Below are 13,935 nucleotides of genomic sequence, written 5' to 3'. Positions count from 1 at the left end.
ATCAAATCGCCTACCCAGGGAGCGAAAGATGAAAAAATATGTGACCCTCAGCTACCTGGGATCGGTTTCCGCTCTGGGGGTTGCGACATGCTGTGTTCTTCCAATGGCCATGATGTTGCTCGGCTTGGGTGGCAGTTGGTTGGCGATGTTCGGAAAAATAGCGGCAGCAAGCTACTATGTTCTCGCCATCTCAACAGCGCTGATCGCGGTTTCGTGGTTCGTAGCGCATCGAAACGGGACACTGGCAAATCTGAAATGGTGGCTTGTCGGAAGCACGGCGATCACCGCGCTGGCATGGGTCATCGTGTTCAATGAGGCTCAAATCAACGATTATCTAATCATGCAGATGTGAGACAATGACAAAACAAACTGTGGTGCTGGATAGCACTTTGACCTGCCCTCGGTGTGGGCACGTTGAAATCGAGAAAATGCCAACTGACTCGTGCCAGTGGTTTTATGAATGCAAATCATGCAAGTCAGTTTTGAAGCCTTTAGAAGGCGACTGCTGTGTTTTTTGCTCTTACGCTACCGTTCCGTGCCCGCCAATTCAGTTAGGTGACTGCTGTTGTGGATAAGCGGGCCGCAACCGCGACATCCGAGAAAGATGTTGATTGTCCGTGTTGGCTCGTCCACCAAAGTTTGCAAAGTCTGGTTTCTGCGCATAGCTGACCTTAGTATCCGCTGAAACATTTTGTACCTTGGGCTCAAGGTAACCACTGAAAGTGTACTCACGACTGGCCGTTTTTCTCGTGCGGCGGTGGTTGGCCGACGAGAGCCCAAACGCTCCATAATTGCGACTTATGTTAAATTTAAAACAGTCTCCGGATCGGGGGCAAATTCCGCAATTCTTATACTTAAGATTAAGTTCGGCCTGCGATGGTTGCCCGGTATTCTACATTAGGATCTGACATGACTAGACCCATCAACATCGACCATTTTTTTGACGAAGAAAACGAATTCACAGCGCTCCCGACTGGCCGAACCGCGGCCGAGAGCGCGAGAGTCGAACAAACCCGCGCTCATACCTTCTTGGAGGATGCCATCGCAGATGACTTTGAGCACCTCTTCCGCAATGTAAAAAGCCATCTTACCGTCTCAAACGCGAGGGTGTGATGCGATGGGCTGGTCTTCACCAGCCCATCGCTTCAATTCACCCAAGTCTTATCTCATACACGTTGCTCAGAATTGCGGCTTACAAATGGTTGGGGACCAAGCTCGCAAAACCGGTGCGTATTTCCGACAGTTTCAGGAAAACGAATGTTTCTTCCGATGATGTCTTGAAGGACGATGCCCGCAGTATCACTATTGGACTAAGCGTCCTAAAACCAAGTCTTGTTCATTGTTTTCACTCCCTGATTGGCTGCGTTCCAAGCCAAAGCAGCTCACCGAAGCAAATCAAAAGCCCGAAAACGAGCTTGATGCCGAACCGGTTTCGAAGGTCGGCACCAATATCGACCGGCCGGTCATCAATCTTTATCGACCCCATATCACCTCCGGGGATTGTCTGATTGTCACCGGGTATCAGGGCTTCCTGTCTTCGCTGTCGATTTTGATGAAAGAATTGCCCGAGCTGCGGGATCTGGAAAATGACAGCGATATCCGGATACGGATATCGTTCGGGATCGACACAGCGAATACCAAAAGGCTGACCAACCCCAAACCAGTCACCGAAGAAATGAAACTCTACTGGCTGGAGCGCTCCGGGCTTCAAGTGGAAGAAGACCACGATCTTATCGCGGTGCTAGCAAAACACGCCATCAAAACCGGGAAAATAGATTTGCGTGTCTTCGATCCGGAACTCGCAAAACGCAAGTTGGGGATATCTGGAGATCGGCGGCTACACTCAAAAATCGTCAGCTCGCCAAAAGGTGCCGTCGCCGGATCCGCAAACTTTTCCTACTCAGGGCTCTACAGAAACATCGAGTATGCCGATGACCTGGATGCGGGCACTCATGAACTTCAGGTCGAACGCACAGAAGCCGCTGAGCAGGCTTGGGATGTATCTGTCGATTGGAATACCGAAGCGCTGGAGATACTAGAAAAGCTTATCAAACCGGTGACCGCCGAAGACGCGATGGCGCGTACGATCTCGGAGCAAAAGGGGTTTGAACCCTGGCTCACCGGTGATCGAAAAGAGATCACGGGTCATACCCTGTTTGGGTATCAACAGGACCTGACCTATGAGGCGTGTTCCATCGTCTATGACCATGGTATCGCTTTCGTAGAAGCGCCAACCGGCTCGGGCAAAACCGAGATCGGATGTCACTTGGGAGAAGCTTTGACGAAGACCTACTCAAAGGTCGTGCCCAGCTCTCCGGTGCATGGTGTCGCGCGCAATAATGCGGTGGTGATTGCACCCCCTAAGGTCATCCCAAGTTGGGAAAAATACTCAACTCCATCTCTGGACGCGAAGCCGAATACCAAGTTGGCAAAACAGAACCTGCGAGGCGCTGGGGATGACAAGGAACCCGGGCTCAGGCTCGAACAATATGGCATTCTGATCATTGATGAGAGCCATACTGTTACACCGGGCTTTGAGCAGGCATCTCAGATGGCATCCGCTATTGAGCTTGCCCCGCCGAGCTGGAATGTTTGCCTGTCCGCAACCCTACTTGGGAACCGCGATGTCGATTGGTTGACCCATATGCAGGAGAAACGCGCGTCCATTTTCATGACGCCGACTTTCATTCAGGCCATGGGCGAGTTGTTCGAGCGCGAAACCCAAGTTCCTAAGGATATCTTCAACCAGGATGCGCAACTGGCCGTCCTATCAGAGCCTGACACGACGCTCACGCGAGAGGCTCGCAACGCACTCGCTCAGTTGGTTTCGCCGTTTTTGACACGCAGACAACGGAAATGCATTGGCGAGGACGAAGATCCGACCAAGCACAGTTATCCAAGACTAGAAAACCACGGGCGCCCGAAGAAACTTAAGGTGACAAAGCCTCAGCAAACGCGCCTGGATGAGATTGTGGCTCTCTGCAAAGAACTTGCGCCTGGCGGTAGGGTGACCGCAGTCGAGAAAAGCCGCTTCGGACACGTCAGCACGCAACAAAGCACGCAGGATCAGCTCCACATCCGAAACCTTTTGAACATTCTGCGCGTGAGTGCCGCCCAAGCCCATTGGGAGATGTCTCAAGGAGCTATTGGCAAATCGCTTCGCGACTTCGAGCGTGGTGGAAAATCGAAGAAAAAGGTATCCCACCGCGACCAGTCCGACATGTTCGCAGCACTGGGAATAGAAGCGCCTGAACCCACAAAGAAATGCGACGCTCTAAAACAAAAACTGGGTCTCAGTGTTCTCAAGGAGCTTGATGAGAAGCGGTATGAGGCGTGCCTGAGAATACAAAATGAAAAAGACAGGGTCGTCTTTCTCGCAGAACGGACGGACACACTCGAGATTTTTGCAGAAGCGCTTTCGCGCAGAGGCCACCACACCAACTATGTCGTGGGAAACCAAACCAAGGGTGAAGATCGCGCCGTGAAGGCGATCTTTGGAGATGGCCCCGACAGTTTCAAGCGTATCAAACAGGGCAAGTCCGTGGAGTCTTACTTCCGACCTGGAGGAAAGAACGAACCAAAAGGATCCGCATCGGTTTTTCTGACTTACAAGATGGCTGAAGGCATCAACCTTCAGTCGTCAGACACGCTGGTGTTGCTTGGTCTGACCTCGAACCTGAAAGAGCTCATCCAAGGTCTGGGTAGGATCGACAGGATCGATAGTGAGTTCGGGGTCGTCAATTACCACCTTGTTGATGTGCCAGTAGGTCAGTTTGCATCTGACGAAAAAATCGCCCAGCGCATAGAGAACTATAAGACATTGGCTGGGGAAGCGTTAATCGATGCTGTCCTGGAAGAAAGTAGGGAAGACGCAGAAGTGATACTTGCAAGTGTTGTTGAGTATCTGCGATCCCCAAGGCAGCTTCGCGACAACAACTTTCACGACGTTCTGGAACGCACCAAACAAACAATCCCCGAAGACCGCTACAAACTCATCGACAAAGCCAAAATCCAGGGAACCTGGGGCGCGGAGTTGGCGCTCCTATCGGCCCGTGAGAAATTCACGGCGCTACATCTCAAAGGACTTAGCAAGAGCAATAGCTTCTTTCCGCCTCGCCTGCTGCTTCTTAAGGATACCGCGCCAGGCCTGATATTGGAACGCGACCAGCTGGCCTGCGTCCAATCTCTGGAGACTGCATACGAACGGACCAGAAGCCTTGGCATGGAGCACGTCCACATGTCACTGGAAGATCTCTCTGAAGCGCTAGAGACGATTTCAGCGCAGATCGGCAAGCTGACCGAGTGGGACTTGCGCCCCGCTCGCGTTGAGAGCCTCATGAAAGCTTGCGCCGAGTTCATGGGACGCAAAGGTGGTGTAGAACTCAGTGATCAAGAGTGGTTTGGCCATCTGTCACTGCCTGCCGTGGAAATGGTGTGCGAGGCGTGGAGCCGTGAGCTTGATCCCTTCTGGGAACAAGCGAAACACGAAGTGCGTGACAGCTTCGCCTATGAGGGTCTTCCCAAGGGGTACATCGCGCTTCAGGTTATCCTGGAAAAGCTCGAAAGCGATCATCAGGCGTCCGCTGAGATCCATGAAAAGATGGTCCGGGTCATCGAAGAAGCTGAGCAGGTATCACGTGACCACGAACCCGCAATTGGACAACGCATTTCAGTGGTGTTCTTTTCGGATGGTGCAGGCGAGCACTAGGCAGCCTCAGACAGCAGCGAAGCCAGATCACTCAGTTTTACCAAGTGTCCTCGCGTCGTCTTACCTTCCATTTGCGCACCATGGGTCTCAATCCCTTTGCTCTCAAAATCAGACAGGAGTTTTCGGGACGTAGTTCCTCTTGACCTAGCCAGTGTAGCTACCGGCATGTACTCGCTTTGAAAGATCGCAAGCTGCTGCGGTCTGACCAAGAAAGACTCGCTTGGGCCATGCGGAACTTTGCGTGATCCGAGCAGGCCCAGCTTGCACCAATGTGTCACCGCCTGAGCCTTCCAACCCGTCAACTTTGCGACATCATTTGCGGTCCAGTCTTTTGACAACCGCTGCGTCCCAAGTTCGCGGTCGATGTCGGAAACTGAAAAATGAAACTCACCAAGTCGCATGTTTTCTTCCGCAACAACAGGTTTGATAACGCCTGTGGAGATTTTCTGAAGAACATGCATCAAAGCAGCTCGATAAGTTGTGCGCCTCAGGTTGAGCTGATTGAACGGAATAGTTTCTCCCGCTTGAACTTTAGTGCAGTTTCGAATGTTTGTTGTGAGCTCTTTTAGGCTTTCACCGTCAATGCAGCCATCAACAAGTGGAGGACGGTATTCAGCAGCAACCTCGTGGATCAATTCTGACGCGCGAAGCAGATCAAATTGCTTTCTTGTAACACCAAGGTAGTCTCTGGCCTGCAACCCATCCCAATACCGCTTCCTATCCAGATAGATGTTCGAAATTTCGAAGCGTGGAATCATCGTATGCCGGTGCCCATACCCGCTATGGGCTTGCTTTCCGGCAATTTGACCTGACTGAACCTCAGCCACCAAGCGCTGTGCAGAAATTCCCAGTTCCTTGGCCGCTTGTTTAGCCGAGACCCATTCCCGAGCTTGCAACGGCGTTAGCTTTCCCAGGTAGGTTCCCTTGAACTCGGTTGAAGCAGCACGCGACACTGCATCTCTGAAAGGCTGGTACGCATCATCTTCGAACTTCATAAGTCTTTGATACCAGCTTCCGAGCATGGACGGCACAGAGTTGGATTCTGAATTTCCTGCCAGTATCAACCCTCGAACGTGTTCTTCGAACCCATTTGGCCAATGGTCAAATACAGTTGCCAACGGCTCAATCAGTTCCAACGAATCTGCAACGCTTTTGGGTGTTTGTGTTTTCCCAGACTTGCCCGTGCGGTTCTGAGCGAAACCACTCGCTAGGAAATTAATAAAAGCGCCAATGTCTTTTGGGACCTGACGCCCTCCTGCAAGGTCAAGAAACCGCTTGCCAACCGTTGAATCTCCCGCAATCAAGGCGGAGATGATCACTTCGTGGTCCTTTGCTGCCACCCCTGAGAAATTTGAGTAGCTAAAGCCACATCTGCATTTATCAAAGCCGCCGGACGTCGGACGCAATGTGGTTTTGCAGACAGGGCAAACATCTTGAAGACGCGTTTTGTGATGGTGACAGGCTGTCACCAAGTAATGACGCCAAGTTTGTTGAAAGGGTAAGCCATCGGCAAGACATGAAGGGCAAATCGGATCGCTATGATGCCGCTCGAAACGCCAGCTTAAGCTGGGTGACTCAGGTTTGGCAGAAGGGGAGATAGCAACCAACAAACCTTTCTCTAAGCCCATCTCTTGCTCAAAGTGCTCGATGTTCTCGACTAGAATTCGCCCATACTTCCGCCGGAACCGTGTCAAAAATTCAGAGACATCTCTGTATCCATTTACATGGGCTAGACGACGCAAGTATCCGATAAGGCTCTCGCCTTTCAATGGTGGTACTGCAAACAAACCCGGCACCTCATACACCTCGCATAATCGCAAGCTCATGCGACGTCATAGGCTCTACTTCGAGACCCGCATCTGCCATGACTCTGATGTATGACCTGATCAGCTCAGTATCCGATGGTGGTTCTTCTTGAAAAAACGACTGATACGGATCTCGCTCCAGGCCTGAATCCGTCGCTGCCCTGGCAATCGTTTTGGTGCTGTATTGTAAATTTTGGGCACCCAATGCCAGGGGCGCGCGCAGCACTTCCAACGCCACTGGCACACGTCCGCCGGAAACACCGTACAATCGCCGTACCATATCGTCTTGGTCAAACTCCAAAAGGATGCCGGACTCCTCAAGACAATAGAAGGCCGCAAAGATTGCATCGCAGAACGCGATACGATCAGCCTCAACGCTCCACCAATAGGGGTTCATTCGAATGGTGTTCAAACAGCGTCCCGCAAACTGCTCGTTGCTGTCCATAACCGCTTCGAACATTGGCAACCCAGCTAAAATCAGAGTGACTGAGGTTTCATCAACAATAGTCTTGAAGTGATCAGCGGCTTGTCGACGCGAGTGTCTAGTCAGAGTTTCGGCGCAATGGTTCACTTCGTCGATAATGATAGTTTGAATGCCGTGCTCAGCTACGAGCCGAAAGAGACGTTCTCGAATTTGGGCAGGTCGCTCTCGTTCTACGAAATCAAAGCCCATGCTTCGCAAGCAGGAACCGTAATAATCCCGCTCGGAAGGCCGTGGCGCAAGTCGGCCCAGAATGACATCTGAAGATACCAGAATAGCACTTGGGCCGTGGCGGTCATTTTCAACTTGTGCCTTCAAGTCCTTTGTCAGTTCTGTCTTTCCACATCTCGTCGGCCCCAAGATTGGTATGATCCGTCCACCCTCGGTTGCTGCAATATTCAAAAGACGTTTTATCTCCGAGACAGCCCATTCGTGGCGGCTATGTCGGATGAATGCACCTTGCAGAGCTCTACTAGTTGTTTGGTCCAGCATCTTTTCTTTCGACCCTTGGCAAGTTCTTTGATCTCGTAACTGCGAGCTTGTTGTGACCAACCTCTGACCGTATTTGGTCAATTAGTTGTGGTTCTTTCAAACTTCTGTTCTGCATATCAGCGGCCCGCAACTTGTCGATTTCCGCAGAGCGGTTCCTTTGCAGTTTAGTTTTTTTGCCCTGCTTATACGTCCTGCGCGCTTGGATATCTTTGTGGATCTCCAAAGCCGTTTTGATTGGTCCGTTGTGTTTCGCCTTGGGTGACCGGCATTCTCTTAGCTCACGATAAGAAAGTGCTGCCAAGTCTTTTGCTTTGTTGGACGCGCGCACCAACTCGCCTGTATGCGGATCCACGACCAAAATTTCCCTAGCATCAAGTGGAGCATAGCGTATTTCAACACGCTGGCGCGGGCCTAGTCGTCGGTACAGCCTTGCCAAGTCTTCAGAGTTGTATTGCATACTCTCGAATTCGATACCGTAGTGCCACAGAGTTCGAGATTCGGATTGGATCATCAGCGCTGCGTGATGCTCGTCCAAAGACGGGGGTTCTGGCACTATGTGTTCATCTGCCAATCTGTCCCAAGCAGCGCTAGGTGTTTCACCCCGTTTAAAGATGTCTTGGACTTTTCTCCTCGGAGTTCTTCCATATTCGTCGTAGCGCCAGCGTTGCATTATTGAATTGAACACTCTTAGCGTCAGACGGGCTTCATCCATTGCTTTTTTGGTTCGATCCCGGTCGGGATACGCCTTTGACTTAGTCGCACCCGGAAGCTGGCTGACTTTGCTTCGAACTGCCCCGAACAAGTTTTCGATAAACGGCTTTTCCTGGGGTTTTCGAGGTTGCGCCCAATGGCCATGGACACCAGCAACTTCGATAAAAGCATCGATGGGTTCGCCCACGTTCTCTGAACCCTGATCCATTACAACCACTTTCGGCAGTGCGGCGATTTTTTTCCTGTTTACAATTTCGTGCTGTTCGAAAAAGTCTTCCTCTGGGTAGCTAATCATCTCCTTTAGAGCTTTGGCCACATGTTCTGATGATGGATCTGGTAGGAAGACCTGAAATGCGACAATCCAACTAGTAGCACAGTCAATCGCTGCACAAATCCACGGCCGACCTATTACCTCCCCGCTATCATCAACCAGCATTATGTCAGCTTTTGTGCAGTCCAATTCTATTTGATCGTAAGGTGCTGTTATATCATAGTATTTTTGGGCAATTCGCATGTGTTGGCGCGCCTCGTTACTGCCCAGTTGCCACTTTAGAACGTCAAAATGAGGGATTGTGTGCACAATCGCTTCGACTGCCTTGCGTCCGCAGCACCCAGGTTTTATGCCATTCTCATGGCAAACCAACTGGTATTGAATATAAGCGTCGCTAGACAGACTTGTTAGATTTTGTCTGTCCGAAGACGTATATTGCATTTCCAATAGATCGAGCACTATCTCTTGGAAAACGCTGTCAAACCTTGGCATACGATTTCCTGAATTGCTGCGCTTGGGCAAAAGCGCGTCCGGCCCGCCGCGCCGATACAATTTGACCCAATTCTGAACAGTCGATTGCCTCGGAAAACGGTTACCCTTGATTTTGAAGGTGGGTTCTTCGGCGAACTCGCGTTGAAGTATCGGTATGCGTTTTGCCCAATGAACGCCTTCCTCCCCAAGCTTTAGTGCATTTTCCACAATGCGTAGTCTGAGCTGAGCTTCACGTGCATCTTTAGCGGTTACATTACGAGGACGTTTGTCGAAGCCTTCTTCCTTCACTAGCCCATCGTGCACATGGTCTCGATATTCTTGTCCAGATATCTCAAAAGGATCAACTTGGGAGTTCGATATCTGATATGCATCCCGCCCAGCTATCGCTCCATCGACAGCATAGGTTTCTCCCCTATATTTGATGGTTCTCTGGTGCCGCCTTTTGACAATCTGCTTCAAAATTCGATTACCTCCAGATGTCTTCGGTCGCGGTTCGCAGTATTCAGGTTCGTGGATGGCCCAAGAGCTTCACATGAAAAATCGAACACCAGATAGCCATCAAGAATAAGGCGAAGAATCTTCGCTTGGGGGATGCCAATATTCTCTCTTAGTTCTTTGAACGTCACACGTTGCTGTTTGAGACACGCTATTTTGCTTGCAAGTTTAGGGGCGGTCTCTTCGGCTTGTCCTTGCAATAGCAGCCAAGCATTTCGATCAATCGGCCCCTGCAATAAGGACTCAGTTACAATGACAAGCGAGATTCCGACTTCGGCAAGAAGTGAAGGATAGTCCAGGTACTCAGGTTTCTTATCTATGTGAGCGCTGTGCTTGGCGTCCAAGTAGAACAAACGGCCGTCGACAAGTTTGACTTCTAGGTCTGGTGTATAAAGCTTAGGCCTGTACCGACGCCCTTCATAAGCCTCTAGCGCTGCTTCTTTGTTTGCAAATGCTCTTCCGGTTCCCATGTCGATTGTGCAAGGCTGTGGCTTAAGCGAGACCACACGAGGGTCGACCTGCATGCAACGAACCAGTGCTGCTTCCATTTGGCTTTCGAGCTGAATGACGCCTGGGAACTTGACGCCAGACATTTTGCCAGCGCGTTTTTTCATTCCGCGCTTGTGAACGCGTCGGGCCGTCGGGGGTGCGTGTCGATCTATCCTCATACGGGCTCTATACATGCATCCATTCGCATTGGCAATGGGCTCGATGCGAATAAAATGATTGCGACCGATGATGACTGAAGACGAATTTCAAGATTTGGCCAAAACTGAAAACTGGATTGCCCTCGGAGCGTGGCTGAATCGCGTTGTCCAAGACAGCCAAGCCTGCGGGTACGCGTTTCCGGACGATGCACTCCAAAGCGTTGCCGCTATTAGAGGCACAAAGCCTGCAAGCCTTCGCAATCCGATGTCCGCGGCGAAATGGTTAGAACAGAACCGACCCGATCTTTTTGAATCAAAGCCCGACTGGCTGGCCATGATGCAAGTTATTTTGCTTTCAAGGATAGATCGGTATGACCCTAGGAAATCCAAAGAGATAGCTGATGCCGTTCTTTCAGGGGAGTTATCTCAGGCGGAAACTAAGTCTATTCTTGATGAAGTTCGATTGGCGGAGAAGCCTGCGGTCGTGATTGCTAGAGGTGGTTTTGGCGGCCAGCGAAGAGCCCGAGACTTCGAAGTAAACGCAAAAATGCTTTTCAAACAGAACACTAGTGACATTTTCAATATGGAAAATTTGACTGTTCGAGAAGGCAGAACGTTCGAGCCTCTTGCCACAGACTTAATCGTATACAAAGGCTCGGAGCCTTTTGCGGCGATTGAGATCAAAGGCCCGAGGAATAGAATTGATCCTGGCTACTTGATTGACCAACTGGCAAGAGCAGCACTTCTTTTGAGAAAGGTTCCTCAAGTACTATACGTTGTTCCTGAGCAATCTGAGTACAAACTGGGTGAACTTGTAGCGATACGAGACAAACTCGAAATCGAAGGAATTAAATTTGGGACATTGCCGGAGAAAAGTCGGCTCGCACCAAAAGATCTAAAAGTTCTGGGATGATCCACTCTCTAATGTTGGGTGGTATGCCGTGCGCGAAGGTCTGCAATGCGCAGACAGCGGACTTTGCAAAGTCTTGGGTACAGATCGTAATAGAAGTCTCTTTTCTCAGAACTCTGGGCCTGAGCATCGCTGGCTGGGGATTAGAAGCGCGAACAACGGATTCAGTTTCAAGGTTCAAATCCATCTCAGCGGATCGCCTAGAGACTGTTGATCTTCCCCGAGTTCAGAGCGGAGCGACCAGGTAGAATGATGCGGCGCGAGTGACGCCAATTTATTTCCTACCAACCCGGCGCGGGCAGGGATTGGCTCAAGGCAGTTCCAGGAAGGGTCAAGATAGGCGCAGAATACAAATGGCTGAACAGAGTTCTGGACTGTGACATAGATGATCTTCGCCGAGGTTGGGTGTGGGTGAACTAGTAGTTGAAACGCAAACCCAAGCCGGCACCTTTATCGTAGGGGCGGTCGGAACCTATACCGATTAGGAAATCAGCATAAATTGCGATGCCAGGACTGAGGTTCTTGCCAATCTGGAACTCAGCGGTCGCTGGCCAAGCATCGTTCTCCCAGTCATATGGTGCTTTGATGTCAGCCTTGGCCCAGTACCCATCGCCAAACGGTTGTAGCGCAATCAACCGCATCGCAGTTTGGTTTATGTCCGTCGGGCCATTGTATGAAGCAAAATGCTGGAGCAGTGGGATCAGCGTCAGCCCTGATTTTGTGTTTGCAAAGGCGAACCCGCCAAAAGGCGCAATTTGATCGGACCCGGTTCCGATCCCTTTTTCCGGGTCGCCAAAGTCCAGAATCCACTCCAGACCAATGGCCGACTTGATGGCCCACGTTTCGTTGAGCGGTCTCTGAGAGGGAAAATAGATCGCTTTGAGGCTCAATTTCTCGAAGTCAGTGAACCGAGTTCCAGTCACATCCGTTGAGTTGTAGTGCAACTCATATTTCAGTTTCAGATCAGGCCGCAGCATGTATGCGCCATCTATAAAGGCGTCCTGCTTGTCAGCACCGTTGCCCAAATCAAAATACTGATACCGGATGTCCGTGTTATTAACTGCGGCCAAAGGGTTTGAAGCGTTTTCATCGGCGATTGCTGGGGCCGCAACAATGCCAGTCGCCAATGCAAGGACAAGCGCTTGGATTTTCATATTGTTTCCAGAATTTTTGTTGTGGATGCCAAGCCCCACATCAAGCATATCATTATCTGATGCGGGGCTTGCATTACTCTTATCAGCTTCACCTTTTAGTCGGGCTGAATGTCCCGCTTGGCGACAAAGGCATCCACCGCTGCGACGGTTTCAGGACGAAGGTTCACGATACCTTCATAGGGACGTCCAGTCGCGGCCGGTTGATCGGGGTACATTTCCTTAAATTTCAGGTGGCGGGCAATAATGCGGTTAAACTCATGTCCAGCCCATGCTCCGATCTCGGTCGATACGCTCTGTTCTTCGCGGGGGTCGCGGAACAGGTTGTAGAACTTGGCCACGATAGCATTTTCACCTTTGGCCGGAACTTTGAGTTTGATGTGTTCCTTTACCACCTCTTTCAGCGAATTGATCGAGTAGATCAGTACATGATCCCTGCGCCCATGCGTATCGCCAATAAACATCAGGGACGTCTGATCGACACCGTCAATGATCCGGTCGCGGGGGATGGCATCCATCGCTCCGCCGATACGCGCAATTGACGTGAACAAATCAGAGATATGAATAATGTCAGATACAATCGAGTCTCCCTCGATCAAGCCGGGCAGGCGGGCGAACGCATCCACCCGAACGCCTCCTTCAGACGTATCGGCCTTGCCGCCCCGGAAGACCAGCGGCGAAAACCCACTGCCGGGGGCATATTTGGTGAAGTGACCGTTGTCGCCCATCAAAACGATCAGGGTATTGTCCCTAAGCCCCAGCGCATCGACTTCGTTCAGAATGACCCCGATCCATTCATCCAGCTCTTCCATGCTTTCAACGAATGTACCGCCGTTGGGTGTCGTGAACGCCGCTCTCGTCGTGCGCGTTGTCGACAGAGGGACAAGCGGCCAGTATTGCAGGAAGAACGGTTCATCCCGTTCTGCTAGCAGGCGCAACTGTTCCATCGCCTGTGCCTGATAGCGGATGTTCATTTCATTATATTTGTCCTGGGTCCATTTCTCACCCGGTTCCATATGGACTTCGCGGACCTCCCCGCCAATAACAGCTTCGAGGCCGGTAATCATGTGTCCCGGATCAGGGCGAAACCAATCATCCAGCGTGTATTTGGAGTTGTAGTTGTCTTCCCCTATGGCCATGGTGATTTCTTCCTTGGCTGCATCTTCGTTGAAGATGGCCAACTGGCCCTGCTGATGGATGGGGAACGCGGCGTAGTCAAAGCCCTGATAAGTAGGCCAGGATTCCTGAATGTCGCCCATGTGCCATTTGCCAACATGCGAGGTGTTGTAGCCTACGGATTTCAGAACTTCGGCAATTGTGACTTCTTCATCGGCAAGGCCAAAACCTGAAATATCGACGGCGGTATCGCCCATCCCATTGCGATACGGCTGGCGACCCGTCATGAAGGCGACCCGCGACGGTGTGCAGGACGGCTCGGTATACATGCGCGCAAACCGCATGCTTTCCTCTGCGAGCGCGTTGATATTGGGCGTCGAATACCCGCGTATCGCGTTCATCTCGGGCATACCCATGTCGCCAAAACCCATATCGTCAATAAGGATGTAGAAGATGTTTGGAGGGTTCCCTCCGTTTTTCTCACGAAAATCGGCCAGCAGTTGGTCAACCTGTGCGTCGTTCTCGACCCAAACGGCTTCGTTTTGCTGCTTCAGGACATAGTATTCCGCATCATGCACGATATTGCTGTCCTGAGCTGCCGCCGTGATAGCGGAGCCGGTAAAGACCAGCGCTGAGAGGAACAGTTTTGATTTCAT

Annotated in this window: 11 protein-coding genes; 4 read left to right on the top strand and 7 right to left on the bottom strand. The window is 51.2% G+C overall.

Annotated elements, in window-relative coordinates:
• Positions 1–28 precede the first annotated feature (28 nt).
• Together ACR0BI_RS15310 and ACR0BI_RS15305 are read left to right on the top strand one after the other, a co-directional pair.
• Positions 29–352, top strand: a complete 324-nt coding sequence (locus tag ACR0BI_RS15310; RefSeq protein ID WP_170657909.1) for a hypothetical protein — start codon at positions 29–31, stop codon at positions 350–352.
• Positions 353–356: 4 nt separating this feature from the next.
• Positions 357–575, top strand: a complete 219-nt coding sequence (locus tag ACR0BI_RS15305; protein ID WP_260023730.1) for a GDCCVxC domain-containing (seleno)protein — start codon at positions 357–359, stop codon at positions 573–575.
• A gap of 322 nt (positions 576–897) precedes the next feature.
• On the opposite strand, the gene ACR0BI_RS15300 is transcribed toward ACR0BI_RS15305, so the two are convergent.
• Positions 898–1,086, bottom strand: coding sequence for a hypothetical protein (locus tag ACR0BI_RS15300; RefSeq protein ID WP_170685143.1), 189 nt, complete (start codon positions 1,084–1,086; stop codon positions 898–900).
• Positions 1,087–1,339: 253 nt separating this feature from the next.
• Here ACR0BI_RS15300 and ACR0BI_RS15295 point away from each other — a divergent pair, with 253 nt between their 5' ends.
• Positions 1,340–4,708 (top strand): DEAD/DEAH box helicase family protein, encoded by a 3,369-nt coding sequence (locus ACR0BI_RS15295; protein ID WP_480562720.1) that lies wholly within the window; start codon positions 1,340–1,342, stop codon positions 4,706–4,708.
• Here the strand turns inward: ACR0BI_RS15295 and ACR0BI_RS15290 are convergent.
• Genes ACR0BI_RS15290 through ACR0BI_RS15275 form a run of 4 tightly spaced genes read right to left on the bottom strand, consistent with a single transcriptional unit; the run spans position 4,705 to position 10,069 of the window.
• A complete protein-coding gene (locus tag ACR0BI_RS15290) occupies positions 4,705–6,534 on the bottom strand; it encodes a TniQ family protein (protein WP_170657907.1) in 1,830 nt (609 codons plus the stop codon). The genes ACR0BI_RS15295 and ACR0BI_RS15290 overlap by 4 nt on opposite strands.
• Positions 6,506–7,486: a TniB family NTP-binding protein gene (locus tag ACR0BI_RS15285; protein ID WP_170657906.1), complete on the bottom strand. Its 981-nt coding sequence runs from the start codon at positions 7,484–7,486 to the stop codon at positions 6,506–6,508. Before ACR0BI_RS15285 ends, ACR0BI_RS15290 begins: the two co-directional genes overlap by 29 nt.
• Positions 7,467–9,419, bottom strand: a complete 1,953-nt coding sequence (locus ACR0BI_RS15280) for a Mu transposase C-terminal domain-containing protein (RefSeq protein WP_170657905.1) — start codon at positions 9,417–9,419, stop codon at positions 7,467–7,469. Before ACR0BI_RS15280 ends, ACR0BI_RS15285 begins: the two co-directional genes overlap by 20 nt.
• Entirely contained in the window at positions 9,416–10,069 is a 654-nt protein-coding gene (locus ACR0BI_RS15275) for a hypothetical protein (RefSeq protein ID WP_170698494.1), read from the bottom strand. Before ACR0BI_RS15275 ends, ACR0BI_RS15280 begins: the two co-directional genes overlap by 4 nt.
• A gap of 124 nt (positions 10,070–10,193) precedes the next feature.
• Between ACR0BI_RS15275 and ACR0BI_RS15270 the strand changes: the two genes are divergently transcribed.
• Positions 10,194–11,015: a hypothetical protein gene (locus ACR0BI_RS15270; protein WP_170685142.1), complete on the top strand. Its 822-nt coding sequence runs from the start codon at positions 10,194–10,196 to the stop codon at positions 11,013–11,015.
• A gap of 413 nt (positions 11,016–11,428) precedes the next feature.
• Here the strand turns inward: ACR0BI_RS15270 and ACR0BI_RS15265 are convergent, their stop codons facing one another.
• Together ACR0BI_RS15265 and ACR0BI_RS15260 are read right to left on the bottom strand one after the other, a co-directional pair.
• Positions 11,429–12,166 (bottom strand): hypothetical protein, encoded by a 738-nt coding sequence (locus ACR0BI_RS15265; RefSeq protein WP_170477049.1) that lies wholly within the window; start codon positions 12,164–12,166, stop codon positions 11,429–11,431.
• A 95-nt stretch (positions 12,167–12,261) separates the two neighbouring features.
• Positions 12,262–13,935, bottom strand: a complete 1,674-nt coding sequence (locus ACR0BI_RS15260; RefSeq protein ID WP_170644975.1) for a sulfatase-like hydrolase/transferase — start codon at positions 13,933–13,935, stop codon at positions 12,262–12,264.

Source organism: Ruegeria sp. E5 (genome assembly GCF_056534105.1).
The sequence above is the reverse complement of the archived record's forward strand: the minus strand, read 5'-3'. Positions and strand labels throughout refer to the sequence as shown.

What these genes read in the sequence shown, in the direction of transcription:
- ACR0BI_RS15300 (WP_170685143.1), bottom strand. Translation starts at nt 1,086, where the DNA reads ATGGCTTTTTACATTGCGGAAGAGGTGCTCAAAGTCATCTGCGATGGC.
- ACR0BI_RS15265 (WP_170477049.1), bottom strand. Translation starts at nt 12,166, where the DNA reads ATGAAAATCCAAGCGCTTGTCCTTGCATTGGCGACTGGCATTGTTGCG.
- ACR0BI_RS15290 (WP_170657907.1), bottom strand. Translation starts at nt 6,534, where the DNA reads ATGAGCTTGCGATTATGCGAGGTGTATGAGGTGCCGGGTTTGTTTGCA.
- ACR0BI_RS15310 (WP_170657909.1), top strand. Translation starts at nt 29, where the DNA reads ATGAAAAAATATGTGACCCTCAGCTACCTGGGATCGGTTTCCGCTCTG.
- ACR0BI_RS15275 (WP_170698494.1), bottom strand. Translation starts at nt 10,069, where the DNA reads ATGAAAAAACGCGCTGGCAAAATGTCTGGCGTCAAGTTCCCAGGCGTC.
- ACR0BI_RS15305 (WP_260023730.1), top strand. Translation starts at nt 357, where the DNA reads ATGACAAAACAAACTGTGGTGCTGGATAGCACTTTGACCTGCCCTCGG.
- ACR0BI_RS15260 (WP_170644975.1), bottom strand. Translation starts at nt 13,935, where the DNA reads ATGAAATCAAAACTGTTCCTCTCAGCGCTGGTCTTTACCGGCTCCGCT.
- ACR0BI_RS15270 (WP_170685142.1), top strand. Translation starts at nt 10,194, where the DNA reads ATGACTGAAGACGAATTTCAAGATTTGGCCAAAACTGAAAACTGGATT.
- ACR0BI_RS15285 (WP_170657906.1), bottom strand. Translation starts at nt 7,486, where the DNA reads ATGCTGGACCAAACAACTAGTAGAGCTCTGCAAGGTGCATTCATCCGA.